We start from the raw sequence: 21,903 nt of genomic DNA on the forward strand, positions 1-21,903 counted from the left end.
ACGATCGCGTGGAAAGGACGCGTCATGGCCGCACAACCGGGGGGTTCCGGCCCGGCCCTCGCCCAGGACGCGGTGACGTTCGTCGGCAACGCCACCGTGATCATCCGTTTCGGCGGTTTCACGCTGCTGACCGATCCCAACTTCGTGCCGCTCGGCCGGCGCGTCCATCTCGGGTACGGGCTGACCAGCCGGCGGCTCCGCGACCCCGCCCTGGACGTCGCCGAACTGCCCGAACTCGACGGGGTGGTGCTGTCCCATCTGCACGGCGACCACTGGGACGACGTGGCCGAACGCCATCTGGACCGGATCCTGCCGATCATGACGACCCCGGCCGCCGCCGGCACCCTGCGCGGACGGGGCTTCACCGAGGCGGTCGGGCTGGAGACCTGGCGGGAGCACCGCATCACCCGGGACGACCGGTGGGTGCGGGTCACGGCGCTGCCCGGCCGGCACGCCCCCGCCCCGCTGCACCGGCTGCTGCCGCCGGTGATGGGGTCGCTGCTGGAGTTCGGCGGCGGCGGCGGGGAACCCGACCTGCGGATCTGCATCAGCGGCGACACGATCATGTACGACGGGCTGGCCGAGATCCGCGACCGGTTCCCCGGCATCGACCTCGGCATCGTCCACCTCGGCGGCACCCGGCTGCTGAACCTGCTCACCGTCACCATGGACGGCCGCCAGGGCGCGGACTGGCTGGAGACGGTGCGGGTCCCCAGGGCCGTGCCGGTGCACTACGACGACTACACGGTGATGAAGTCCCCGCTGTCGGACCTCGAGGACGAGCTGCGGCGGCGCGGCCTGGCCGACCGGCTGATCCCGGTCGCGCGCGGCGCGAGCGTCCCCCTGGGCGCCCACGCCCGCTGAGGAGGACGGCGTGATCGCGCGGATCCTCAGCATCCCGTTCCAGGTCGCCGCGCGGCTGCGGCACGACCGGGCCCTGCACCCCCGGGGCCGGAACTACCGGGCGACGCTGCACCTGACCGGCACGGTGAACGCCCCGATCGAGAAGGGCGACCACGACGTCGTGGTGCGGATCTCCAAGTCCACCTCGACGCCCGGCGGCCTGCCCGACGTCCTGGGCGTCGCGTTCCGGGTGCACGCGGCGGCGGGGCCGGTGGACCTGCTGTTCGCCACGACCGGGACCGGGCCGGTGGCCCGGCACCTGCTGCGGGTGCGCCGGTCGTTCACCGTCCCCTACACCACGCTGCTGCCGTACGACGTGGGCGGCCGCGTCCGCGTGCTGGGGCTGCTGCCCGCCCCCGGCCGCCGTATCCCCTGCGACCTCGACGCGCTCGATGCGGCGATCTCCGCCGGGCCGCTGGCGTTCAGCCTGGTCACGGCGGCACTGTCCGGGTCGTGGGAGCCGTGGGGGACGCTGCGGGTCCACACCCCGCTGCCCGGCGGCTCATCCGACACCGAGGCGTTCGACCCGCAGCTCAACTGCCTGCCGGGGCTGCGGCCGACCGGCCCGTTCCAGCGGTTCCGCCGCCTGTCCTACGCCAGGTCCCGCCGCGGCGGTGACCGGCCCGCCCCCGATCGGCGGGAGGCCGCGCGGCGGTGACCTAGAGCCAGTCGGCGGGGGACAGGACGGCGCCGCGCTCGTACTCGGCGCCGAACTCCGGCTCGGGCAGGGCCGCGCGGACCAGGTCGGTGAGCCGGTCGATGTCGGCGCGTTCGGAGGCGCCGGGGGCCAGCCCGTGCGCCCGCCGGATCGCCGCCGCCGTGCCCAGCAGCCGGGCGGCCTCGGCGTGGCGGCCCGCCAGGATCCGCGCACCGGCCATCCCCTGCAGGGAGAACGCGGTGTCCCGGGGGGCGTCGTAGCGGGCCGCGATCGTCAGGGCCTCGTGGTAGTGCTTCCAGGTCAGGTCGGCGTCGCCGCGCCGCTCCGCCACCTGGCCGAGCCCGGCCAGCACCAGCGTCAGATGCATCGGCGGGGCGTCGCCGGGGGCGCGGTCCGCCGACTCCAGCAGCGGGTGCAGCAGGTCCTCGGCGGCCTCCAGCTCGCCGCTGCGGGCCGCGGTCCAGGCCAGCGTGACCTCGGCGAGCTCACGGGCGGAACGGTAGCCCTGCTCGGCGGCCAGCCGCAGCAGGCGCTCGCAGCGCGCCCGCGCGGCCCGGTGGTCGCCGCGCAGCATCGCGACCCAGCCCATCCAGCCCAGCAGCATCGCCACGTCCGGCCACAGCCGCAGCTCCTCGGCCTGCCGCAGGGCGTCGGCCTGCAGCCGCTCGGCCCGGTCGAGGTCGCCGCTCAGCTCGGCGTGCGCGCCCAGCCACGTCGCCGCCTGCAGCCGCCCCCACCGGTCGCCGATCTCGTCGAACAGCCGCGCCGCCCGTTCGGTGCAGCGCCGCAACGCGGCCAGGTCGCCGCGGGAGTGCACGTACAGGGCGCGCTGGACCAGCACGGCGGCCTCGCCCCACCGGTCCCCGCACGCCCGGAAGCCCTCCTCGGCGCTGTCCAGCAGCTCCTGGCCGGTGGCCAGGTCGGCGCCCTCCCCGCCGGTGAACGCCATGAACCACCGGGCGCGGGCCAGCGCCGCCGGGTCGCCGGCCTTCTCCAGCCGTCGCAGCGCCTCGTCACGGCGGCCGACCCAGCCGGCCAGGTCGCCCTGCAGCGCCTCGAACCCCACCAGCCACGCCGCCGCCCTGGCCCGCGGCGCGGCCGGGCCGCCCGCCAGGCCCAGCGCCGCGGCCAGGGCGCGCCGCGCCTCGCCCAGCCGCCCGCGCAGGAACCAGTACCAGGTCAGCGCGTTGGCCAGCCGCAACGCCCCGTCCGCGTCCCGGTGGGCGATCGCGTCGTCGAACGCGGCGCGCAGGTTGGCCGCCTCGGTGTCCAGCACCCCCAGCCACCGGGCCTGCTCCGGCCCGTACAGCTCCGGCTCGGCGCGCTCGGCCAGCCCGACGTAGTGGCGGCGGTGACGCAGCCGGACCTCGGCGTGCTCACCGGCCTCGTCCAGCCGGTCGACGCAGTAGGCGGCCACCGACTCCAGCAGCCGGTAGCGCGGCCCGGCGTCGTCGGTCATCACCACCAGCGAACGGTCCACCAGCCGCACCAGCAGGTCCAGCACGTCGTCCGCCGGAACGTCCGCCCCGGCGCACACCGCCTCGGCCGCCTCCAGCGTGCAGCCGTCCGCGTGCACCGCCAGCCGCCGCAGCACCGCCCGTTCCGGCCCGGTCAGCAGGTCCCAGCTCCAGCCGATCATCGCCTGCAGGGTCCGCTGCCGCAGCGGCGTCCCCCGCTGCCCGGTCGCCAGCAGCCGGAACCGGTCGTCCAGCCGGGACACCAGCCCGTGCACGCCCAGCGCCCGCACCCGCGTCGCGGCCAGCTCCAGCGCCAGCGGGATGCCGTCCAGCCTGCGGCACAGCACCGCCACGGCCGCCGCGTTGCCCTCGTCGAGGCGGAAGTCGCGGGCCGCCGCCGACGCCCGCGCCACGAACAGCCGCACCGCCCCGGCGGCGGCCAGCGCGTCCGGGTCCGGCTCGGCGTCGCGGCCGGGAACCTCCAGCGGAGGCACGTTCCACACCACCTCGCCCGGCAGGTCCAGCGGCTCCCGGCTGGTGGCCAGCACCGTCAGGCCCGGCGCGGCGCGCAGCAGGCCGCCGGCCAGCTCGGCGGCCTGCTCGACCACGTGCTCGCAGTTGTCCAGCACCAGCAGCAGCCGCCGCGCCGCCAGCGCCTCGACCAGGCTCGCGCCGGGCGCGTCGCGGATCTCCAGCACCCGCGCCACCACGTCGGCCAGCTCGGCGGCGGTCGGCCGGTCGTACCCGGCCAGCTCCACCAGCCACACGCCGTCCCGGAACGCCTCCGACATCCGGTGCGCCGTCTCGACCGCCAGCCGGGTCTTGCCGACCCCGCCCGGCCCGGTCAGCGTCACCAGCCGTTCGGCGCCCAGCCGCGCGGTCAGCTCCGCGACCGCCTCGTCCCGGCCGATCAGCGGGGTCGCGGGCGGGTGCAGGTTGGTGGGGGCACGGACGGCGGACACGGGCGCCGGCGCGGCCGGCGCGTCCAGGGCGGGGTCCTGGTTGAGGATCGCCCGCTGCAGCGCCACCAGCTCCGGGCCCGGGTCCAGGCCCAGCTCGTCGGCCAGGGCGGCGCGCAGCCGCTCGAACTCCTCCAGCGCCTCGCTCTGCCGGCCCGCCCCGTACAGCGCCCGCATGTGCAGGGCGCGCAGCCGTTCCCGCAGCGGATGCGCCGCCGCCAGGTCGCCCAGCTCACCGGCCAGCACCGCGTGCTCGCCCAGCGCCAGCCGCACCTCGGCGTGGTCCTCCAGCGCCACCAGCCGCAGCTCCTCCAGCCGGGCGGCGGCGGCCTGGGTGAACGGCTCGTCGGCGAAGTCGGCGAACGCCGGGCCCCGCCACAGCGCCAGCGCCTCGGCCAGCACCGCCGCCTTCCCGGCGGGTTCGGCCTGGCCGCGGGCCCGCTCGAGCAGCGCCCGGAACCGCAGCGCGTCCACCCGCTGCGGGTCGGCCTCCAGCAGGTATCCGGCCGGGCGGGACGCCACCAGCGCCCGCGCCCCCGGCTCGGCGTCCTCCAGCACCCGGCGGAGCTGGGAGACCTTGGCCGACAGCGCGGCGGGCGGGTTGCCGGGCGGGTGCCCGCCCCACAGGTCGTCGATCAGCCGGTCGGCGGGCACCGGCCGGCCCTCGTGCACCAGCAGGTCGGCCAGCAGCGCGCGGACCTTCAGGCCCGGAACGGGCACGGCGGCGCCCTCGTCGGTCCACACCGCCAGCGGGCCCAGCACGCCGAATCGCATGGCCCGCACGATAACCGGCCGGGACCGGAAATCGACCGTAAACAAACCGTAAACGCCCTCCGGCACCGTGGGACTCGACGGGCAGGACCACGAAGGGAGGCGGGAGATGACCGATCGGCTGCGGCTCGCCGTGATCATCGGCAGCACGCGCGACGGCCGGTTCGGGCCCACCGTGGCCGGCTGGTTCGCCGCCCGCGCCCGCCGGTACGGCGGACTGGACGTCGACGTGATCGACCTGGCCGAGGCCGGGCTGCCGCAGACGCTGCCCGACCACGAGGACGAGCGGCCCGCCCCGGTGCGGGCGCTGGCGCCCCGGCTGGCCGCCGCCGACGCGTTCGCGGTGGTCTGCCCCGAGTACAACGGCGGCTACCCGGCGCCGCTGAAGACCGCGATCGACTGGTACGACGAGGAATGGCGGGCCAAGCCGGTCGCCCTGATCACCTACGGGCGGGAGTCCGGCGGCCTGACCGCCGCCGCCCAGCTCAGGCAGGTGTTCGCCGAACTGCACGCGGTGACGATCCGGGACGGGATCAGCCTGCCGTGCTACTGGGAGCAGTTCGCCCCGGACGGGTCCTGGCCCAAGCCCGGCGCCGACTGCAACACCGCCGCCCGCACCACCCTGGCCCGGCTCACCTGGTGGGCGCACGCCCTCCGGGAGGCCCGGCACGAGCACCCCTACATCGTCTGACCGACCCGACGGAGGAATCCCATGCGCAAGATCATCAACTCCACCTACGTCTCCCTGGACGGCGTCATCTCCAACCCGCAGATCTGGACCGGCCCGTACTTCCAGGAGGAGGCCGCCGGATTCGCCAACGAGCAGCTGTTCTCCTGCGACGCGCTGATCATGGGGCGCCGGACCTACGAGGGCTTCGCGGAGGCCTGGCCGCAGATGGAGGAGGCCACCGGCGACTTCGGCGTGCGGATGAACACCATGCCCAAGTACGCGGTCTCCACCACCCTCAAGAACCCCGAGTGGAAGAACACCACCGTGATCTCCGAGAACGTCCCCGAGGAGATCGCCCGGCTCAAGGAGCAGCCCGGCCAGGACATCCTGCAGTACGGCTTCGGCCCGGTCACCCGGCTGATGATCGAGCACGGCCTGCTGGACGAGCTGCGGCTGTGGATCCACCCGGTCCTGGCCGGCGAGAACGAGCCGGAGGGCCTGCTGCTGGCCGAGGGCTTCAAGGCCTCGTTCGAGCTGGCCGACACCAGGATCCTCAAGACCGGCGTGATCATCGCGACCTACACGCCCGCGCCCAAGGAGTGACCGCGCGGACCGTGTCCGGGCACCGGCCGGTGCCCGGACACGGTCGTCGGCCGCCACCCCTCGGCAGCCGGGGGCCGACCGTTGGCCGCGCCCGGTGTCCGGATGCGGTCACCCGTTCCGGCCGGTTCTCCGGGAGGATCAAGATCCTGGAGCGGCGGAGGGAACGGGGATGCGGGCTCGCGGGCTGGTGTGGCTGGGCGCGGTGATCGCGGTCGTGCTCGCGGCGAGCGCACTGGCCGCGTTCACCCTGTCCAGACGGGTGCAGGGAAGCCCCGAGGAGGTCTCCGCCGAGTACTTCTCCGCCTGGCGCGCGGGCCGGCTGGAGACGATGCGGCGGATGGTCGCCGACCCTCCCGGCGACTTCCTCGCCCAGCACCGGGCGCTCACCGCGGGACTGCACGTCTACTCGATCAGGCTCAAGCCCGGCCCGCTGGTCCGGGACGGGGAGACCGCCGCGCACCAGGAGTACGAGGTCACCCGCAACCTCGGCGGGCGCGTCACCTGGAGGTTCCGGTCGACCGTGCGCATCGCCCTGGTGGACCGGGAGTGGAAGGTGCTGTGGTCCCCGGCGACCCTGCACCCCGACCTGCGCGGCCCCGGCCGGTGGAAGCTCACCGACACCGGGTTCGCACCCGCCACGTTCCTCGACCGCGACGGCGGGGAACTGGCCGCCGGCGGGCCGCTGGGGTCCTACATCACCGCCCTGGCGGACCGCTTCGGCCAGGACGACGACAGCCGCGGCTGGGCCGTCGAGTTCACCGACCAAGGCGCCCCCCGTCCCCGGCGGCTGGCGCTGCTGGGCACCGGAGAGGCCGAACGCGTCGAGACCACCCTGGACCCCCGGATCCAGGCCGCGGCCGAGAAGGCGATCTCCGGCAGGGGCGCCGCGATCGTGGCGATCCGGCCGTCCACCGGCGAGGTCCTGGCGGTGGCGGACGGGCTGGGCGGGCGCAACGCGTTCATGGGCGCCTACCCGCCGGGCTCCACCTTCAAGGTGGTCACCGCCGCCGCCCTGCTGTCGGACGGCATGTCCTCCGGCTCGCCGGTGTCCTGCCCCGCCTCGGCGGTCACCGCGCAGCGCACCATCCGCAACTCCGACGACCTCGCCCTCGGCGGCACCTCGCTGCGGAACGCGTTCGCCCACTCCTGCAACACGACGTTCGCGACGCTGGCGGTCGAACGGGCGGGAGCGGAGGCGCTGGCCTCGGCCGCCCGCATGTTCGGCTTCGACGGCCCCATCACCCCGGGCGTCCCCGCCACCCGGGCCTCGTTCCCCGACCCCGGCAGCGGCGCGGAACTGGCCGAGGCCGCCATCGGCCAGGGCCGCGTCCAGGCCAGCCCCCTGACGATGGCCCTGGTCGCGGCGGCGGTCGCCGACGGGACCTGGCGCCCGCCCCGCCTGGTCGACGCGGACCGGATCCGCGAGAGCGGCGAGCGCCCCCAGCCCTCCCGCCGCATCCCGAACGCCTCCGCGCTCCGCGACATGATGCGCGCCGTCGTCACCGACGGCACCGCCGACCGCGCCGGCCTGCCCTCCGGAACGGCGGGCAAGACCGGCACCGCCGAGATCGGCACGGGCGACGCCGCCCACGCCTGGTTCATCGGCTATCGGGACGACCTGGCCTTCGCCGTCCTCGTCGCGGGCGGCGGCTCCGGCGCCGACGCCGCCGCACCCCTGGCCGCCCGCTTCCTCAAGGGCTGACGGCCGGGACGTACGGTGGTGATGGTGCGCACCGGCCGCACTCCGAGAGGGGAATCCGAACATGATCGAGTCCATCGCCCGCGTGCCCACCGACCGGCCCGCCCGCTACATCAAGCAGCTCTGCGACCACCTCGGCCGCCGGCTCGCCACCAGCGCCGAGGGCGACCACGGCACGATCACGTTCCCCGAGGGCGCCGGGACGTGCGAGCTGAACGGCGAGGACGGCGTGCTGGTGCTGACCGCCGCCGCGCCCGACGCCGAGTCCCTGGCCCGCGTGGAGGACGTGGTCGGCCGCCACCTGGAGCGCTTCGGCACCCGCGACGAGATGACCGTGCGCTGGACCCGGTCCTGAACAGGGGCCGGCCCGGCGCGCGGGGGGGATTGCACGCCGGGCCGGGTCCGGGGGGTCACGGGATCACTCGGCGACCGGGCCGAACACCTTCCGGGTGTCGATCACCTCGCCGAACAGCTCCCACCGCTCGCCCTTGAACCGCATCATCTGCATGGACTCGATGGGGAAGCCGTCGTCGGGGCCGGTCTGCAGCGTGATTCCGGGCAGCAGCATCGGGACCTCGACGTTGTTGAGGTTGCGGACCGAGTCGCGCAGGCCCTCACGGGTCGGGCACTTGGCCGCCTGCATCGCCTTGTGGAAGCTGCTGGCCGACGCCCAGCCGAACGCGTGGTAGGGGATGTTGGGGTCGGCGCCCGGCGCGTACTTGGCCATCTTCTCCCGGTAGAGCTTCATCTCCGAGTCGTTGGCCCACTGCGGGTCGTTCGGGTCCTTGTAGTAGGTCGCCGACACCACGCCCTGGACGTTCTTGAAGCCCACCGGCTTGAGCACCGTGACCGACGCGGCCACGTTGTTGATGATGTGCAGCGGGTTCCAGTCGGTGTTCTTGGCGTCCGCCGCCAGCGCCTGCGAGCCGAACTTGGGCGTGGTGATGTTGAGGAACACGTCGGCCTTCGACCCGGCCAGGTTGCGCATCTGCGGGTCGATGGTCGGGTCGGAGACCTCGTAGCTCTCCTCGTCGACCACCTGGACCTGCGAGCCGGCGATGGCCTTCTTGAAGCCGCCCAGCAGGTCCTTGCCGAAGTCGTCGTTCTGGTACAGCACCGCGACCTTGGCGTTGGGCTTCTCGGTCTTGAGGAACTGGGCGTAGACGCGGGCCTCGGAGATGTAGTTGGGCTGCCAGCCGATGGTCCACGGGTGCTTCTTGTCGGTGCCCCACAGCGAGGCGCCGGTGGCCACGAACACCTGCGGCACCTTGCGCTGGTTGGTGTAGTCCCAGGTCGCCGCCGTGGACGGGGTGCCGAGCGTCTGGAACAGCGCGAACACCTGCTCCTGCTCCACCAGCCGGCGGGCCTCCTCGACCGCCTTGGGCGGCTGGTAGCCGTCGTCGCGGACGACGAACTCGACCTTGCGCCCGCCGATGCCGTTCTGCTCGGCGTTGACGTAGTCGAAGTACGCCTTGATGCCCTTGGGGATGTCGCCGTACGCCGACGCCGGGCCCGACAGCGGGTAGATCCCGCCGAGCTTGATGCTCTTGTCGGTGATGCCCGTCGTCTGCTGGCCCTTGCACTCGGCGGGCAGGGCGCCGTTCGACGCCTCGTCCCCGCGGCCGCAGGCGGTCGCCGCCAGCAGCACGGCCGCGGTCACCGCCGTCCACCGGATCGCCGAAACACCCATCTGCTACTCCTTCCGGAGGGTTCTGTTGAACGAGCGCGCCGCCCGTCCCGCCAGCCCGGCCAGCCCCGTCGGAGCCACGTACATCACCACGATGATCAGCAGGCCGAAGATGACGCCGGGTGCGCCTTTGTTGACGTCCTGTGCGAACGAGGGAACGAACATCACGAACAGCCCCCCGAGGACCGGTCCGGCCTGCGAGCCGAGCCCGCCGACCACGATCCCGGCCAGCAGCGTGATGGAGAGGTTGACGGTGAAGGAGTCCGGGGAGACGAAGCCGATCACCCAGGTGTAGACGCAGCCGGCCGCCCCGGCCAGCAGCGCGCTCCAGGCGAACGCCAGCGTCTTGTAGAACGCCAGCCGCACGCCCATCACCTCGGCGGCGATCTCGTTGTCGCGCAGCGCGTGCAGCGCCCGCCCGACCCTTGACCGCAGCAGCCCGGCGACCAGCACGAACGCCGCCACCGCGACCGCCAGCGCCAGGAAGTACAGCCACTGGTCCTCGGCCAGCCCGCTCCACGCCGGGGGCTGCGGCTTGGCCAGCGTCAGCCCCATCGAGCCGCCGGTGAAGTCCTCGAACCGCTTGAGCAGCGGCACCAGGAAGATCGCGATCGCCAGTGTCACCAGCGCCAGGTACAGCCCGTGCAGCCGGGCCGCCGGCACCCCGAGGCCCAGCCCGAGCACGAACGCCACCGCCGCCGCCACCGGCAGCGTCAGCAGGTAGGGGGTGTCCCAGCGGTCCATCATGATCGCCGCCGTGTACGCGCCGACCGCGAAGAACGCCCCGTGCCCCAGCGAGATCTGCCCGCCGTGCCCGACCAGCAGGTTCAGCCCGAGCAGCGCCACCGCGTAGACCAGCACCATGGTCAGCTGGAACACCCGGAACGGCACCAGCTGGAACGGCAGGATCAGCGCGATCACCAGCACGATCCACAGCCAGTGGCCCCGGTCGGGCGACAGGAACCGCAGCCACGACCGTCCCGGCCCGCTCTTGCCCACCGGCGCCTCGGGCGCCTCCTGGGTCTTGGTCACCTCGCTCATGCCCGCTCCACCGCCGCCTTGCCGAACAGGCCCTGGGGCCGCAGCAGCAGCACCGCCAGGATGATCACCAGCGGGACCCCGACCTTCAGGTCCGACCCGATGGCGTCCACGTACGCCCCGGCCAGGGTCTCGGCGACGCCGACGACCAGGCCGCCGATCACCGCGCCGAGCGGGCTGTCCATGCCGCCGAGGGTGGCGGCGGCGAACGCGTAGATCAGGACGCCGCCCATCATGTTGGGCTCCAGGAACAGCAGCGGGGCGACCAGGACCCCGGAGACCGCGCCGACCGTGGCGGCCAGCCCCCAGCCCAGCGCCAGCGTCCAGCCGACCCGGATGCCCACCAGCCGCGCCGACTCGGGGTTGGTCGCCACCGCGCGCATCCCCAGGCCGATCTTGGTGTGCCGGAACAGCAGGTACAGCAGGCCCATCACCACGCCGACCACGGCCAGCACGCCCAGCGTGGAGTAGCCGACGCTGACCCCGCCGGCGCGCAGCGCCCCGTCGGGGAACGGGTTGGGGAAGTCCTTGATCAGGAACGACCAGATCCATCCGGCGGCGGCGTTGACGAAGATGAACAGCCCCACCGTGACGATCACGATGGTCAGCTCCGGCGCCCCCTCCACCGGGCGGATCACGATCCGCTCGATGAGCATCCCGCCGACGAACGAGATGACCAGGGTGACCGGCAGCGCGACCCAGAACGGCAGTCCCGCGTCCAGGAACGTCCAGGCGATGTAGGCCGAGAACATGGCCAGCTCGCCCTGCGCGAAGTTGACGATCCCGGTGAACTGGTAGATCAGCACCAGGGCCAGGGCCAGGCTGGCGTAGATGGCGCCGGAGCCCAGGCCCACCACGATCTGCTGGATGAAGTCGGCCATGATCACACCCGGTAGCCGAGGTAGGACTGGGCGACCTGCTCGTCGGCCCGGATGTCGGCGGCGGTGCCCGACAGCACGATCCGGCCGGTCTCCAGGACGTGCGCGTGCCGCGCGATGCCCAGCGCGAGATGGGCGTTCTGTTCGACGACGACCACGGTGGTCCGCTCCTGTTCGTTGATGGCCTGCACGATGCCGAACAGCTCCCGGGTGACCAGCGGCGCCAGCCCCAGGGACGGCTCGTCCAGCAGCAGCACCCGGGGCCGCAGCATCAGCGCCCGGCCGAGCGCCACCATCTGCTGCTCGCCGCCGGACAGGCTGCCCGCCGCCTGCTTGAGCCGCTGCTTCAGCACGGGGAAGTAGCCGTAGACCCGTTCCAGGTCCTCCTCGACCGCCTTGCGGTCCCGGCGGGTGAACGCGCCGAGCCGCAGGTTCTCCTCGACGGTCAGCGGCATGAACGTGCCGCGCCCCTCGGGAACGTGCGCGACGCCCAGCCGCGCCACCGTGTCGGGCGACCGCCCGACCAGGTCGGCGCCGTCGAGCCGGATGACGCCGCGGCCCTTGACCATCCCGCACAGCGCCCGCAGCAGGGTGGTCTTGCCGGCCCCGTTCGGCCCGAGGATGGCGCACACCTCCCCGCGCGCCACGGTCAGGCTCACGCCGTGCAGCACCTTCGCGTCGCCGTAACCGGCGTACAGGTCCCGAACGACCAGGAACTCCTCGTCCTTGTCCTTCATGCGGGCGTCCCCAGGTAGGCCTCGATGACGGCGGGGTCGCGCTGGACCTCCTCGGGCGGTCCCTCGGCGATCTTGCGGCCGAAGTCCAGGCACACCACCCGGTCGCAGGTGCCCATCACGAACCCCATGTGGTGCTCGACGACGATCACGGTCAGGTCCAGGTCCGCGCGGATCGCCCGCAGCGTCGCCGCGAACTCCGCCACCTCGGCCTGGTTGAGCCCGTTCACCGGCTCGTCCAGCAGCAGCAGCCGGGGGCGGGCGGCCAGCGCGCGGGCCAGTTCGACCCGCTTGAGGGTGCCGAACGGCAGCCCGGCGGCCGGATGGTCGGCCACCGCGGTCAGGCCGAGGCGTTCCAGCACCTCGTCGGCCGCGCGGCGCAGCCCGGCCTCCTCGCCGCGCAGCACCGGCAGCCACAGCGCCGCCGACCAGAACCCGGCCCTGCCGTGGGTGTGCGCGCCGACCAGCACGTTGTCGCGCACCGACATCCGGCTGAACAGGCCCAGGTTCTGGAAGGTGCGGGCGATGCCGAGCCGGGTGATCGCGTGCGGCGGCGCCGCCAGCAGGTTCCGCCCCTCGTAGGCCACCGACCCGGCGTCCGCGTCGTACCGCCGGGTCAGGCAGTTGAACAGGGTGGTCTTGCCGGCGCCGTTCGGGCCGATCAGCCCGACCATCTCGCCTTGCGCCACCGTGAAGCCGACGCCGTCCAGCGCGGTGATGCCACCGAACCGAACGGTAAGATCATGAACCTCCAGCATCCGGCCTCCTGGGCGGGGTGGGAGCGGAACGGGGTGTGTGATCTGGCACCGCCGGGCGGCCCGCCAGCAGGGCGTCAGCGTAAAATCCGCCGGTCAGCGGTCGCATTGGGCGCAGGAACCCAAGATGTGATGCCCGCCTTGTCCGCTGAACACAGCCCCGCCCCTGTTACTGGCGGTAGCCGCCCGGGATATGTCTCGGACGTGTTACGGACCGTTGACGTGCCTGGACCGGACATGGATCATCCGCACATGGCCGGTGGTTTCAGCACGGAAACGCTCACCGGTGCGGACACGGTCCGCGCTGAACGCGCGCGCATCCTCGCCCGGCTCCTGGATCGCGTCGAGGATCTGGCCGAGCGGGCGATCATCACCATGCGCGCCGAGATCCCCGCGTACGCGGCGATGCCGCCCGAGATCCTGGCCGACGCCCGCGACCAGGTGCTGCGGCACTACCGCACCAAGCTGGCGGTGCTGCTGGAGGACCGCACGGTCACCCTGGACGACATCGCCTACACCCGCCGGGCCGCGATGCGGCGGGCCCGCGCCGGGCTGGCGCTGGCCGACTACATCAACGCGTTCCGGGTCGGGCAGCAGGTGTTCTGGGAGGCGGTGGTGGAGTGCGCCGGCCGGTCGTCGGCCGGGCACGAGGCCGCGCTGACGCTGGCCGCGCCGCTGATGCGGTACTGCGACTTCGCCAGCACCCACGCCGCCAACGCGTACGTGGAGTTCCAGCAGTACGCCGCCGCCGAGGCGGTGCGCGAAAGCCGCGACCTGCTGGAGACGCTGCTGGCCGGGGAGGCGCCCACGCGCGGCCCGCAACTGGCCGCCGCGCACGCGCACGGCCTGACCCCCGGATCGGACGAGCCGCTGGTGGTGGTGACCGCGGTGCTGGTCGGCCCCAAGCAGGCGACCGGCGACCAGGCCGTGGCGGCCGGCCCCGACCAGGGCGCCGACGCCCGGCACGCCGCCTGCGCCGCCCTCGCCCGGACCGGGGTGAACGGCCGGCGCACCCTGTCGGTGGTGCGGCACTCGGAGATCGTGGCGATCGCCGCGCTCGGCCCCGGCGACGGGGCGGCGGCGGCCGGGCGGCTGTGCGACCGGCTGGCCGAGGTCCGCGAGGGCCTGCTCGGCGAGGGCATCGTGCTGGCCCTGGGCATCAGCACGGTGGTGCACGGCATCGAGCAGATCCCGCAGGCCTACCGGGAGGCCCGCGCGGTGCTGGAGTTCCTGCCCGAGGACGGGGGAGTGGCGGCGCTGCCGCGGATCACCCCGTTCCAGTACCTGGCGATGCGGGCCGACGACACCGCCCGCCACCTGGTGGACCCGCGGATCACCGCGCTGCTGGCCGAGGACCGGGCCCGCGGCGGGGTGCTGACCGCCACCATCCGGGCGTTCGCCGCCGCCGACCTCAACCTGCGGGCCGCCGCCGAGCGGCTGCAGATCCACCACAACACCGCCCAGTACCGGCTGCGCCGCATCCAGGAGCGCACCGGCCGGAACCTGCGGCACATCACCGACCTGGTGGAACTCCTGGTCGCCATCGCCCTGTACGACTCGTTGCCCGCGGGGCACAAACCCGCCGCGGAAAAGACTGGTCTCCGCGACCAATGAGGAGGCCCGGAGCGCCGACGTACGGTCTGGGTCATGAACCTCGCGGACCGGGTGCGCACCGCCGCCGAGCGCATCGGCACAAGGACGGTTCTGGCGCTTGACGAGGCGAGGCTCACCTACCGCGGGCTGGAGGTGCTCAGCGCCCGGACCGGCGCGTTCCTGCGGCGGCGCGGGGTGCGGCCCGGCGACCGGGTGGCGGTCATGCTGCCGAACGTGCCGGAGTTCGCGGTCGTCTACTACGGGGTGCTGCGGGCCGGCGCGGTCGTGGTGCCCCTGGACCCGCTGCTGAAGCGCCGCGAGATCGCCGCCTACGTGGGCGGCTGCCGGGCCCGGCTGCTGATCGCCTGGCACGCCTACGCCGAGACCGTCGAGGCCGCGGCGTCCGTCACCGGCACCGACTGCCTGTTCGTGGTGCCCGAGGAGTTCCGCCGGCTGCTGCGCGGGGTGCCGCCCGAGCACGACATCGCGCCCACCGCGCCGGACGACACGGCCGTCATCCTCTACACCGCCGGGACCACCGGCCGCGCCCGGGGCGTCGAGCTGACCCACGGCAACCTGCTCGGCAACTCCGCCACCGTCGCGCGCATGTACGGGCTGGGAGTGGACGACGTGGTGCTGGGAGCGCTTCCGCTGTACCACGCGTTCGGGCAGACCTGCGCGCTGAACGCCACCGTCCACGCGGGGGGCCGGCTGGCGCTGATGCCGCGGTTCGACCCCGCCCGGGCACTGGAGATCATCCGGCGGGAGGGCGTCACCGTCCTGCCGGGCGTGCCGACCATGTACATCGCGCTGCTGGACCAGCCCGGCGTCTCCGACCTGTCGCTGCTGCGGCTGTGCGTGAGCGGCGGCTCGGCGCTGCCCCCGGCGGTGGCGCGCGCCTACGAGACCCGGTTCGGCTGCACGATCATCGAGGGCTACGGGCTCAGCGAGACCTCCCCGGTCGCCGCCACCAACCGGTCCGGCCCCGGCGGCCGCCCCGGCTCGATCGGCCGCCCGATCGCCGGGGTGGAGATGAAGGTGGTCGGCGAGGACGGGGCGGAACTGCCGCCCGGCCGGATCGGCGAGATCGTGATCCGCGGCCCGAACGTGATGAAGGGCTACTGGAACGACCCGGACGCCACCGCCACGGCGCTGCGCGACGGCTGGTTCCACACCGGCGATCTCGGCCGGGTCGACGAGGACGGCTACTTCTACCTGGTCGACCGGCGCCGCGACGTGATCATCCGGGGCGGCCGGACCGTGTACCCCCGGGAGATCGAGGAGGTCCTGTACGAGCATCCCGCGGTCCGCCAGGCCGCCGTCGTCGGCGTCCCGCATCCCGAGCTCGGCGAGGAGATCGCCGCGGTCGTCGCGCTGCGCGATCCGGTCGACCCGGACGAGCTGCGCGACTTCGTGCGGGAACGGGTCGCCGCCTACAAGTACCCGCGCCTGATCAGGTGCACCGACAAGCTGCCCACCAGTCCCACCGGGAAGATCCTCAAACGCGCCATCGGGCTTCCCGCCGACCTGCCCGCCCCCAGGAGGTGACGGTCTTGCGTCGTCGATTCACGACCGTGCTGGCCGCCGGATTGAGCGCCGTCGCGCTGACGGCCACCCCCGCGACGGCCGAGCCGCCGCCGCCCGCCGACCCGGTGCCGGGCGACCAGCCACTGCCCGGCTACACCGTCAGCAACCCGCCGATGGCACCGGCCATCGTGAACGGGCAGCCGAGCCGCGTGCTGCAGGGCGTGCACGAGCACGCCGCCTACAAGATCGAGGTGCCGCCGAACTGGAACGGGCAGCTCGTCATGTGGGCGCACGGGTTCCGCGGGGCCACCCGCGTGCTGACCGTCGACCCGCCCGGCTTCGGGCTGCGCCAGCACCTGCTGAACCAGGGGTACGCCTGGGCGGCCTCGTCGTACTACGGCAACGACTACGACGTGCGGGCCGGGGTCCTCAGCACCCGCGACCTGGCGTCGCACTTCGCCAGGACGGTCGGCAGGCCGCACAAGACCTTCATCGCCGGAGTGTCGATGGGCGGGCACGTCACCGCCCGGTCGATCGAGGAGTACCCCGGCTTCTACGACGGGGCCCTGCCGATGTGCGGGGTGCTCGGCGACCACGAGCTGTTCGACTTCTTCCTGGACTACCAGGTGGTCGCCCAGGACCTGGCGGACCTGGGCTCCTACCCGCTGCCGCCGGACTACGCGGGCACGGTCGTCCCGCGGATCCAGCAGAAGCTCGGCCTGACCGGCCTCACGCCCACCGCCCCCGACCCCGCCAACGAGCTGGGCAGGCAGTTCCGCGCCATCGTGATCAACCGGACCGGCGGGGACCGGCCGGGCGACGACGCGGCGTTCGCGTACTGGAAGGACTACCTGTTCGGGCTGTCCGGCTCGGTGCCCGGCGGCACGCTCGCCCAGGACCCGGCCAGGATCTCGACCAACGCGAAGACCTTCTACTGGCCGAGCGCCCCGGTGAACGTGAACCGGACCGTCCAGCGGGTCAAGCCCCGTGACCCGGCCTCCCGCCACACCGGCCGGCTGACCCAGATCCCCGCGATCCGCGGCAGGCTGTCCGCCCCGGTGGTGTCCCTGCACAACCTCGGCGACCTGTTCGTCCCGTTCTCCATGGAGCAGGATTACAAGGCCGACGCCGCCCGCCACCACCGTGACGGGCTGCTGGTGCAGCGCGCCATCCGTTCGGTGGGGCACTGCGAGTTCAGCCCGAACGAGGTCATCACCGCCTGGAACGACCTGGTCCGCTGGGAGCGCGACGGGGTCCGCCCGGCCGGCGACGACGTGATGCGCCGCCGGACCGTCGCCGACCCGGACTACGGCTGCCGCTTCACCGACCCGGCCGCCCACTCCACCGGCACCCGGCCGCTCTTCCCGGCCTGCTGACACCCCGCACCTCGAAGCGGCGTGCGCCCGATCGGGCGCACGCCGCTTTCCGCATGAACGGCCCTGAGCGGGGCAGTGCCGGGAGGTGAGCACCAGCGCCCTGATCGTGATCGACATGCTGAACCCGTACGACCACGAGGACGCCGACGTCTTGGCGGGCAGCGTCGAGAAGATCGTCGCCCCGCTGCGCAGCCTGGTCGAACGCGCCCGGGACCGCGACGACGTGCTGCTGCTGTACGTCAACGACAACTACGGGGACTTTTCGGCCACCCGGGACCAGATGATCGACAAGGCGCTGCGGGGGCGGCGGCCGGACCTGGTGGAGCCGATCGTGCCCGCCGACGACTGCGCGTTCCTGGCCAAGGTGCGGCACAGCGCGTTCTACGGCACCGCGCTGGAATACCTGCTGCTGCGCGAGGGCGTCGAAGAGGTCGTGCTGTCCGGGCAGGTCACCGAGCAGTGCATCCTCTACAGCGCACTGGACGCCTACGTCCGCCACCTGCGGATCAGGGTGCCGCGCGACACGGTCGCGCACATCGACCCCGGGCTGGGGGAGGCGGCGCTGCGGATGATGGAGCGCAACATGCGCGCCGACATCGTCACCGCCGCCACCTGTTTCGGCTGACTTCCGGCTGACCGTATCCGGCCGCCTTCCCCGATCCTCGTTCCCGCGCGTGCGGAGCCGGGGGAGCATGGCGGCGACGACCCCTGCCGGGAAAGCGGGAAAGGAGGCGTCGCCGATGCCCGCTCGTCTGCTGGCCGTGGGGCTGACCGTGTGCACAGCGCTCACCCTGATGCCGGAGACCGCCGCCGCCACCCCCTCCCACGGAGTCCAGGCCCGCACGATCGCCCAGCGGACCGTGGGCGACGTGGAGTACGTGCTCCGGGAGATCACCATCGCGCCGGGCGGCAGCACCGGCTGGCACTACCACGACGGACGGCTGTACGCGGTGGTCAGGGCCGGGACCCTGACCCGCACGCTGGCCGACTGCACGACCACGATGGTGCATCCCCGCGGGGACGTCGTCGTCGAGCCGAGCGGCCCCGACCACGTCCACATCGGCCGGAACCTCGGCACGACCCCGGTGGTGCTGGAGGCCCTGTACGTCAACCCGGTCGGCAGGCCGCTGGCCCAGGACGTCCCCAACCCCGGCTGCGGCTTCCGGTGACGGCGGACGGCTAGGGCCGCACGCCGTTCAGGACCTGCACGAGCTGCTCCTCCTCGTAGTCCAGGTGCGCCTCCAGCTCGGCCGACAGCCGTTCCACCTGCGGCAGCAGCGCCCGCGGGTCGGCATCGCCGGCCGAGACCAGCTCCTGCAACCGCTCCAGGAGCCGCTGGACCGTCACGTGCTCGGCGCGCAGCCGCGCCAGCGTCGCGGCCAGCTCGGGATGCCGCTCGCCGAGGAACGGGAACGTCTGCGCGTCCTCGATCGTGTGGTGGTGGTGCAGCCCCTGGCAGAACGCCAGGCAGTTGACGCGGAGCTGGGCGCCGAGCCGCGGCCCCGCCTCGGCGACCTCCCTGCGGAGGATCGCCAGCTCGCGGCGGAACGCGTCGTGCACGGCCTTCAGCCCCTCGCCCAGCGCGTGGGCGTTCGGCCCGCCGGTCACGAACTCCAGCGCCACGACGGGCAGCGTCCGGCCCGACTCGGCCTCGTACTCGGCCCAGCCGGGGTCGGCCTCGACGGCGCGGGCGAAGACGCGGTCGCGTTCCTCGCCCTCCAGGACCACGGCGTCCGCCTCGTAGGTGAACGCCCCGTCCTCGACGGTGACCCGGGGATGGGCGAGCAGGTTGTGGTACCAGGCCGGGTGCTTGGGGGAGCCCCCGGCGGAGGCGATGACGACGCGGCGTTCCCCGTCGATCAGGTAGCCCAGGGGAACGGTGTGGGGCCGTCCGCTCCTGGCCCCGGTGGTGGTGAGCAGGATGAGCCTGGCCCCCTCGAAGAGGCCGCCCACCCGGCCGTTGCCGGCGCGGAATTCCTCGATGATCTGCTGGTTGAAGTCTGCGGGCATGCGCGGTCGTACACTCCGAAATAGACGGCGGGAGAACGGGAGAAAAGGACTGGCAGGCGACCGCGCGCCGATCCCGGGCACGTGTGAGGACACGGCGAAGACGGCGGGGAGAACACGGGTTCTCGGGAAAAGGGGACGACGCGCGGGGCGCGAATTCAGATCAGGCGCGTTCCATCGTCATGGCGACCATCCCCTTGTGTCGGGTGCCGCCCGCACACCGCCGTTCATCCGGTCGGGCGCGGCACGACACGCCGCCCATTAAAGGCGTGCTCGTTTCGATCCGTCAAGCCGCCGGTTCGAGGCGCCACTGCTGGCAGGCGTTGTTCAGCCAGGTCCACAGCCGCACGTCGACGCCGTCCGCGGTGCCGCAGTCGGCCACGTCGGCGACCTTTCCGCTGGCGGCGTTGACCAGCCGCACCCAGCCGCCGGAATCGGAGACGACCATGCGGAACCGCTGGCAGGGGTTGTTCAGCCACGACCACTGCCGGATGTCGGTGCCGTCCGCGGTGCCGCAGTCGGCGACGTCCAGCGCCTTACCGGAGGCCGCGTTCACCAGCCGGCCGGTGTCGTCGCCGAGATCCTCGATCCGCCAGCGCAGGGCGGCGGAGTCGCCGCACGCGTACTGGGCGACGTTCGCGCCGTCCGCGGACGAGCCGCCCGCCACGCCCAGGCACTTGCCGCTGTTGCGGTTGACGAGCCGGTAGGCCGCGGGGGTGGCGGCCGTCTCGCCGGACGGGCCGTCCAGCGTCACGCCGAGCCGGACGGGCCTGCCGAAGTTCGGGGTTCCGTCGGCGTTCAGGTGAACCTCTGCGCCCGGGTGGTGCGCCCGTTGTCGCAGCCGTCGGTGGACCGGTCGTTGGCGTGGTAGACGATCCAGCTCTCGGCGCCGTCCGGGGAGGTGAAGAACCCGTTGTGCCCCGGCCCGTACACCCCGTTGGCGTCGTCGCGCTGGAACACCGGCGTCGGATGCTTGGACCATGCGGACGCCCGCAGCGGGTCGCCCCCGGTGTAGGTGAGGCGGCCCAGCTTGTAGTCGGGGCTCCAGCAGGCGCTCGCCGAGTAGACGATGAACGTCCGGCCGCCGCGCTGCAGCGGCTCGGGCCCCTCGTTGACGGCGGCGGTCTGCCGTTCCCACGAGTAGGTGGGGGTCGAGATCGTCGACAGCGCCCCGCTGATCCGGTAGGGGCTGCTCATCGGGGCGATCACGATGTTCTGGGTGGAGCCCCACACGCTGCCGAGGAAGTACAGGTTCCCGTTCAGCCGCAGGACGCTGCCGTCGATGAGCCCGACGTCGTTGCCCGGCGCGTACAGCCTGTTCTTGTAGACGTACGGCCCCATCGGGTCGGACCCGACGCTCTCCAGCACGTGGGTGCGCTGGTTGCGCGCGTAGTCGTCACCCGCCGGACCGGCCGAGTAGTACAGGTACCAGCGCCCGTCGAACGAGTGCAGTTCCGGCGCCCACATGTTGCAGCAGCGGGACGCCGTGGCGTCCGACCAGACCTGCACGCTCGGGGCGGTCGCCAGCCCCGCCAGGGTCGGCGACCTCCGCATCGTCAGCTCGGACGTCCACGACGTGGTGACCAGGTAGTAGTGCCCGTCGTGGTAGGCGATCCACGGGTCGGCGCCCTTCTGCGCCTTGACCGGGTTGGCGTACGGCCGCCCCGGCGCCGCGGCGGCCGACGGCACCCCGGCCAGCAGGGCGGCGACGACCAGGAGCGCGGTGACGACGGTGGAGGGCACGAGGGCGCGACGACCGGCCACGGCTCACCTTCCCGCAGGAGGCGGACACTGCTGCGTCGACCGTGGCACGGAACCGGCGCGCCGCCATCGGTGCGATCACCGGTCCCGGGGACCGGGCCGCTCAGGCGGCCCGGTCGTACTCGGTGTCGGTCAGCGTCGCGGTGTGCGCCGGGAGTACGCGCACGTTGCTGTGCGGCTCGCCGGTGGCCGCGGCACCGTCGCCGACGAGGGTGCGCAGCCTCGCCAGCCGCTCCGGGCCGTCCGCGGTGCCCCGGTCGTCGAGCAGGGACGGGACGACGGCGCCCAGAACGGGCAGGGCGAGTGCGATGAGCGCAAGGAGAACAGACGACATCGCAGGCTCCGTCGCATACTTGTCGCCACTGGAAAAGGGGAGACACCCGGGCACAATTCTACGCCGCCGGAGCGCTCTCCTGCCCGGCGGCCGTCGACCGGGGCGGATCAGAGCTTGACGAGTTTGGCGTAGGGCGCGGGGATGCGCAGCTTCTGGGATCCGAAGTCGACGAGGACCGACACGCCCTCGTCCACCCCGATCACCCGGCCGAGGCCGTACTTGTCGTGGCTGACCCGATCCTGCAGCTCGTAGTGCTCGACCGCGGGCGGCTCGGGCTCCGGTTCGCTGTTGAAGGGACTGGTGGGCAGGTGGCGCCGCCGAGCGGCTCGCGAAGAACTCATCTCCACCAGTATGCGGCCGTCCCGGCGATGCCGGGATCCCCGCGCCGCCCCGCGCGCCGGGCGGCCGCCGTCACGGGTCCGGCGGCCTGGGCCAACGAGCCGTCCGGGCGGGAAACATGATCTCGGCATAACCCGGCCTTTACCGGGCATCC

The 21,903-nt window shown here is 73.4% G+C and carries 22 protein-coding genes; 11 read left to right on the forward strand and 11 right to left on the reverse strand.

The window, feature by feature from the left end:
- The first annotated feature begins 24 nt into the window (after positions 1 to 24).
- Together HNR21_RS14010 and HNR21_RS14015 are read left to right on the forward strand one after the other, a co-directional pair.
- On the forward strand, positions 25 to 864 hold the full coding sequence (locus HNR21_RS14010; protein WP_119727484.1) for an MBL fold metallo-hydrolase: 840 nt from the start codon (positions 25 to 27) through the stop codon (positions 862 to 864).
- Positions 865 to 874: 10 nt separating this feature from the next.
- Positions 875 to 1,561 carry a hypothetical protein gene (locus HNR21_RS14015; protein WP_182705564.1) on the forward strand — a complete coding sequence of 229 codons (687 nt, stop codon included), beginning with the start codon at positions 875 to 877 and terminating at the stop codon, positions 1,559 to 1,561.
- A 1-nt stretch (position 1,562) separates the two neighbouring features.
- Here the strand turns inward: HNR21_RS14015 and HNR21_RS14020 are convergent, their stop codons facing one another.
- Positions 1,563 to 4,751, reverse strand: coding sequence for an AfsR/SARP family transcriptional regulator (locus HNR21_RS14020; protein ID WP_182705565.1), 3,189 nt, complete (start codon positions 4,749 to 4,751; stop codon positions 1,563 to 1,565).
- Between the two features lie 106 nt (positions 4,752 to 4,857).
- Between HNR21_RS14020 and HNR21_RS14025 the strand changes: the two genes are divergently transcribed.
- From HNR21_RS14025 to HNR21_RS14040, 4 genes are all read left to right on the forward strand, one after another.
- Complete coding sequence (locus tag HNR21_RS14025; protein WP_182705566.1) at positions 4,858 to 5,439, forward strand: NADPH-dependent FMN reductase; 582 nt, start codon at positions 4,858 to 4,860, stop codon at positions 5,437 to 5,439.
- 21 nt (positions 5,440 to 5,460) lie between these two features.
- On the forward strand, positions 5,461 to 6,021 hold the full coding sequence (locus HNR21_RS14030) for a dihydrofolate reductase family protein (RefSeq protein WP_182705567.1): 561 nt from the start codon (positions 5,461 to 5,463) through the stop codon (positions 6,019 to 6,021).
- 169 nt (positions 6,022 to 6,190) lie between these two features.
- On the forward strand, positions 6,191 to 7,723 hold the full coding sequence (locus tag HNR21_RS14035) for a penicillin-binding transpeptidase domain-containing protein (RefSeq protein ID WP_182705568.1): 1,533 nt from the start codon (positions 6,191 to 6,193) through the stop codon (positions 7,721 to 7,723).
- Between the two features lie 61 nt (positions 7,724 to 7,784).
- Positions 7,785 to 8,075, forward strand: coding sequence for a DUF2218 domain-containing protein (locus HNR21_RS14040; protein WP_182705569.1), 291 nt, complete (start codon positions 7,785 to 7,787; stop codon positions 8,073 to 8,075).
- A 63-nt stretch (positions 8,076 to 8,138) separates the two neighbouring features.
- Here the strand turns inward: HNR21_RS14040 and HNR21_RS14045 are convergent, their stop codons facing one another.
- The 5 genes from HNR21_RS14045 to HNR21_RS14065 are packed head-to-tail and all read right to left on the reverse strand — an operon-like array spanning position 8,139 to position 12,815.
- On the reverse strand, positions 8,139 to 9,410 hold the full coding sequence (locus HNR21_RS14045; RefSeq protein WP_182705570.1) for an ABC transporter substrate-binding protein: 1,272 nt from the start codon (positions 9,408 to 9,410) through the stop codon (positions 8,139 to 8,141).
- 3 nt (positions 9,411 to 9,413) lie between these two features.
- Positions 9,414 to 10,448, reverse strand: coding sequence for a branched-chain amino acid ABC transporter permease (locus HNR21_RS14050; protein ID WP_182705571.1), 1,035 nt, complete (start codon positions 10,446 to 10,448; stop codon positions 9,414 to 9,416).
- Positions 10,445 to 11,326, reverse strand: a complete 882-nt coding sequence (locus HNR21_RS14055; RefSeq protein ID WP_182705572.1) for a branched-chain amino acid ABC transporter permease — start codon at positions 11,324 to 11,326, stop codon at positions 10,445 to 10,447. Before HNR21_RS14055 ends, HNR21_RS14050 begins: the two co-directional genes overlap by 4 nt.
- Positions 11,327 to 11,328: 2 nt before the next feature.
- Positions 11,329 to 12,060 carry an ABC transporter ATP-binding protein gene (locus HNR21_RS14060; RefSeq protein ID WP_182705573.1) on the reverse strand — a complete coding sequence of 244 codons (732 nt, stop codon included), beginning with the start codon at positions 12,058 to 12,060 and terminating at the stop codon, positions 11,329 to 11,331.
- A complete protein-coding gene (locus tag HNR21_RS14065; protein ID WP_182705574.1) occupies positions 12,057 to 12,815 on the reverse strand; it encodes an ABC transporter ATP-binding protein in 759 nt (252 codons plus the stop codon). The genes HNR21_RS14060 and HNR21_RS14065 overlap by 4 nt, the downstream gene beginning before the upstream one ends.
- A gap of 249 nt (positions 12,816 to 13,064) precedes the next feature.
- On the opposite strand from HNR21_RS14065, the gene HNR21_RS14070 reads away from it, so the two are divergent.
- The 5 genes from HNR21_RS14070 (at position 13,065) to HNR21_RS14090 (ending at position 18,477) form a co-directional block, all read left to right on the forward strand.
- Positions 13,065 to 14,426, forward strand: coding sequence for a PucR family transcriptional regulator (locus tag HNR21_RS14070; protein ID WP_119727495.1), 1,362 nt, complete (start codon positions 13,065 to 13,067; stop codon positions 14,424 to 14,426).
- Positions 14,427 to 14,459: 33 nt separating this feature from the next.
- The gene (locus HNR21_RS14075) at positions 14,460 to 15,953 is read left to right on the forward strand and encodes a long-chain-fatty-acid--CoA ligase (protein WP_182705575.1); all 1,494 of its coding nucleotides are present in this window, start codon (positions 14,460 to 14,462) and stop codon (positions 15,951 to 15,953) included.
- A 5-nt stretch (positions 15,954 to 15,958) separates the two neighbouring features.
- Positions 15,959 to 17,308: an alpha/beta hydrolase family protein gene (locus HNR21_RS14080; RefSeq protein WP_220500151.1), complete on the forward strand. Its 1,350-nt coding sequence runs from the start codon at positions 15,959 to 15,961 to the stop codon at positions 17,306 to 17,308.
- Between the two features lie 85 nt (positions 17,309 to 17,393).
- On the forward strand, positions 17,394 to 17,933 hold the full coding sequence (locus HNR21_RS14085; RefSeq protein WP_182705577.1) for a cysteine hydrolase family protein: 540 nt from the start codon (positions 17,394 to 17,396) through the stop codon (positions 17,931 to 17,933).
- 115 nt (positions 17,934 to 18,048) lie between these two features.
- The gene (locus HNR21_RS14090; protein ID WP_182705578.1) at positions 18,049 to 18,477 is read left to right on the forward strand and encodes a cupin domain-containing protein; all 429 of its coding nucleotides are present in this window, start codon (positions 18,049 to 18,051) and stop codon (positions 18,475 to 18,477) included.
- A 10-nt stretch (positions 18,478 to 18,487) separates the two neighbouring features.
- Here HNR21_RS14090 and HNR21_RS14095 read toward each other — a convergent pair whose 3' ends face one another.
- From HNR21_RS14095 to HNR21_RS14110, 5 genes are all read right to left on the reverse strand, one after another.
- Positions 18,488 to 19,318 carry a nitroreductase/quinone reductase family protein gene (locus tag HNR21_RS14095; protein WP_182705579.1) on the reverse strand — a complete coding sequence of 277 codons (831 nt, stop codon included), beginning with the start codon at positions 19,316 to 19,318 and terminating at the stop codon, positions 18,488 to 18,490.
- A 283-nt stretch (positions 19,319 to 19,601) separates the two neighbouring features.
- Complete coding sequence (locus tag HNR21_RS34675; RefSeq protein WP_220500152.1) at positions 19,602 to 20,069, reverse strand: RICIN domain-containing protein; 468 nt, start codon at positions 20,067 to 20,069, stop codon at positions 19,602 to 19,604.
- A 44-nt stretch (positions 20,070 to 20,113) separates the two neighbouring features.
- Positions 20,114 to 21,079, reverse strand: coding sequence for a glycoside hydrolase family 43 protein (locus HNR21_RS34680; protein ID WP_220500153.1), 966 nt, complete (start codon positions 21,077 to 21,079; stop codon positions 20,114 to 20,116).
- 100 nt (positions 21,080 to 21,179) lie between these two features.
- On the reverse strand, positions 21,180 to 21,410 hold the full coding sequence (locus tag HNR21_RS14105) for a hypothetical protein (RefSeq protein WP_119727501.1): 231 nt from the start codon (positions 21,408 to 21,410) through the stop codon (positions 21,180 to 21,182).
- Positions 21,411 to 21,517: 107 nt separating this feature from the next.
- Complete coding sequence (locus tag HNR21_RS14110) at positions 21,518 to 21,751, reverse strand: hypothetical protein (protein WP_119731657.1); 234 nt, start codon at positions 21,749 to 21,751, stop codon at positions 21,518 to 21,520.
- Positions 21,752 to 21,903: the final 152 nt, after the last annotated feature.

The organism is Thermomonospora cellulosilytica, from assembly GCF_014138835.1.
Taxonomy (GTDB): Bacteria; Actinomycetota; Actinomycetes; order Streptosporangiales; family Streptosporangiaceae; genus Thermomonospora; species Thermomonospora amylolytica.

Bases quoted from the DNA above. Each gene is read 5' to 3' on its own strand.
- HNR21_RS14010 (WP_119727484.1), top strand. From the start codon at position 25: ATGGCCGCACAACCGGGGGGTTCCGGCCCGGCCCTCGCCCAGGACGCG.
- HNR21_RS14020 (WP_182705565.1), bottom strand. From the start codon at position 4,751: ATGCGATTCGGCGTGCTGGGCCCGCTGGCGGTGTGGACCGACGAGGGC.
- HNR21_RS14025 (WP_182705566.1), top strand. From the start codon at position 4,858: ATGACCGATCGGCTGCGGCTCGCCGTGATCATCGGCAGCACGCGCGAC.
- HNR21_RS14030 (WP_182705567.1), top strand. From the start codon at position 5,461: ATGCGCAAGATCATCAACTCCACCTACGTCTCCCTGGACGGCGTCATC.
- HNR21_RS14035 (WP_182705568.1), top strand. From the start codon at position 6,191: ATGCGGGCTCGCGGGCTGGTGTGGCTGGGCGCGGTGATCGCGGTCGTG.
- HNR21_RS14040 (WP_182705569.1), top strand. From the start codon at position 7,785: ATGATCGAGTCCATCGCCCGCGTGCCCACCGACCGGCCCGCCCGCTAC.
- HNR21_RS14045 (WP_182705570.1), bottom strand. From the start codon at position 9,410: ATGGGTGTTTCGGCGATCCGGTGGACGGCGGTGACCGCGGCCGTGCTG.
- HNR21_RS14050 (WP_182705571.1), bottom strand. From the start codon at position 10,448: ATGAGCGAGGTGACCAAGACCCAGGAGGCGCCCGAGGCGCCGGTGGGC.
- HNR21_RS14055 (WP_182705572.1), bottom strand. From the start codon at position 11,326: ATGGCCGACTTCATCCAGCAGATCGTGGTGGGCCTGGGCTCCGGCGCC.
- HNR21_RS14060 (WP_182705573.1), bottom strand. From the start codon at position 12,060: ATGAAGGACAAGGACGAGGAGTTCCTGGTCGTTCGGGACCTGTACGCC.
- HNR21_RS14065 (WP_182705574.1), bottom strand. From the start codon at position 12,815: ATGCTGGAGGTTCATGATCTTACCGTTCGGTTCGGTGGCATCACCGCG.
- HNR21_RS14070 (WP_119727495.1), top strand. From the start codon at position 13,065: ATGGCCGGTGGTTTCAGCACGGAAACGCTCACCGGTGCGGACACGGTC.
- HNR21_RS14075 (WP_182705575.1), top strand. From the start codon at position 14,460: ATGAACCTCGCGGACCGGGTGCGCACCGCCGCCGAGCGCATCGGCACA.
- HNR21_RS14090 (WP_182705578.1), top strand. From the start codon at position 18,049: ATGCCCGCTCGTCTGCTGGCCGTGGGGCTGACCGTGTGCACAGCGCTC.
- HNR21_RS14095 (WP_182705579.1), bottom strand. From the start codon at position 19,318: ATGCCCGCAGACTTCAACCAGCAGATCATCGAGGAATTCCGCGCCGGC.
- HNR21_RS14105 (WP_119727501.1), bottom strand. From the start codon at position 21,410: ATGTCGTCTGTTCTCCTTGCGCTCATCGCACTCGCCCTGCCCGTTCTG.
- HNR21_RS14110 (WP_119731657.1), bottom strand. From the start codon at position 21,751: ATGAGTTCTTCGCGAGCCGCTCGGCGGCGCCACCTGCCCACCAGTCCC.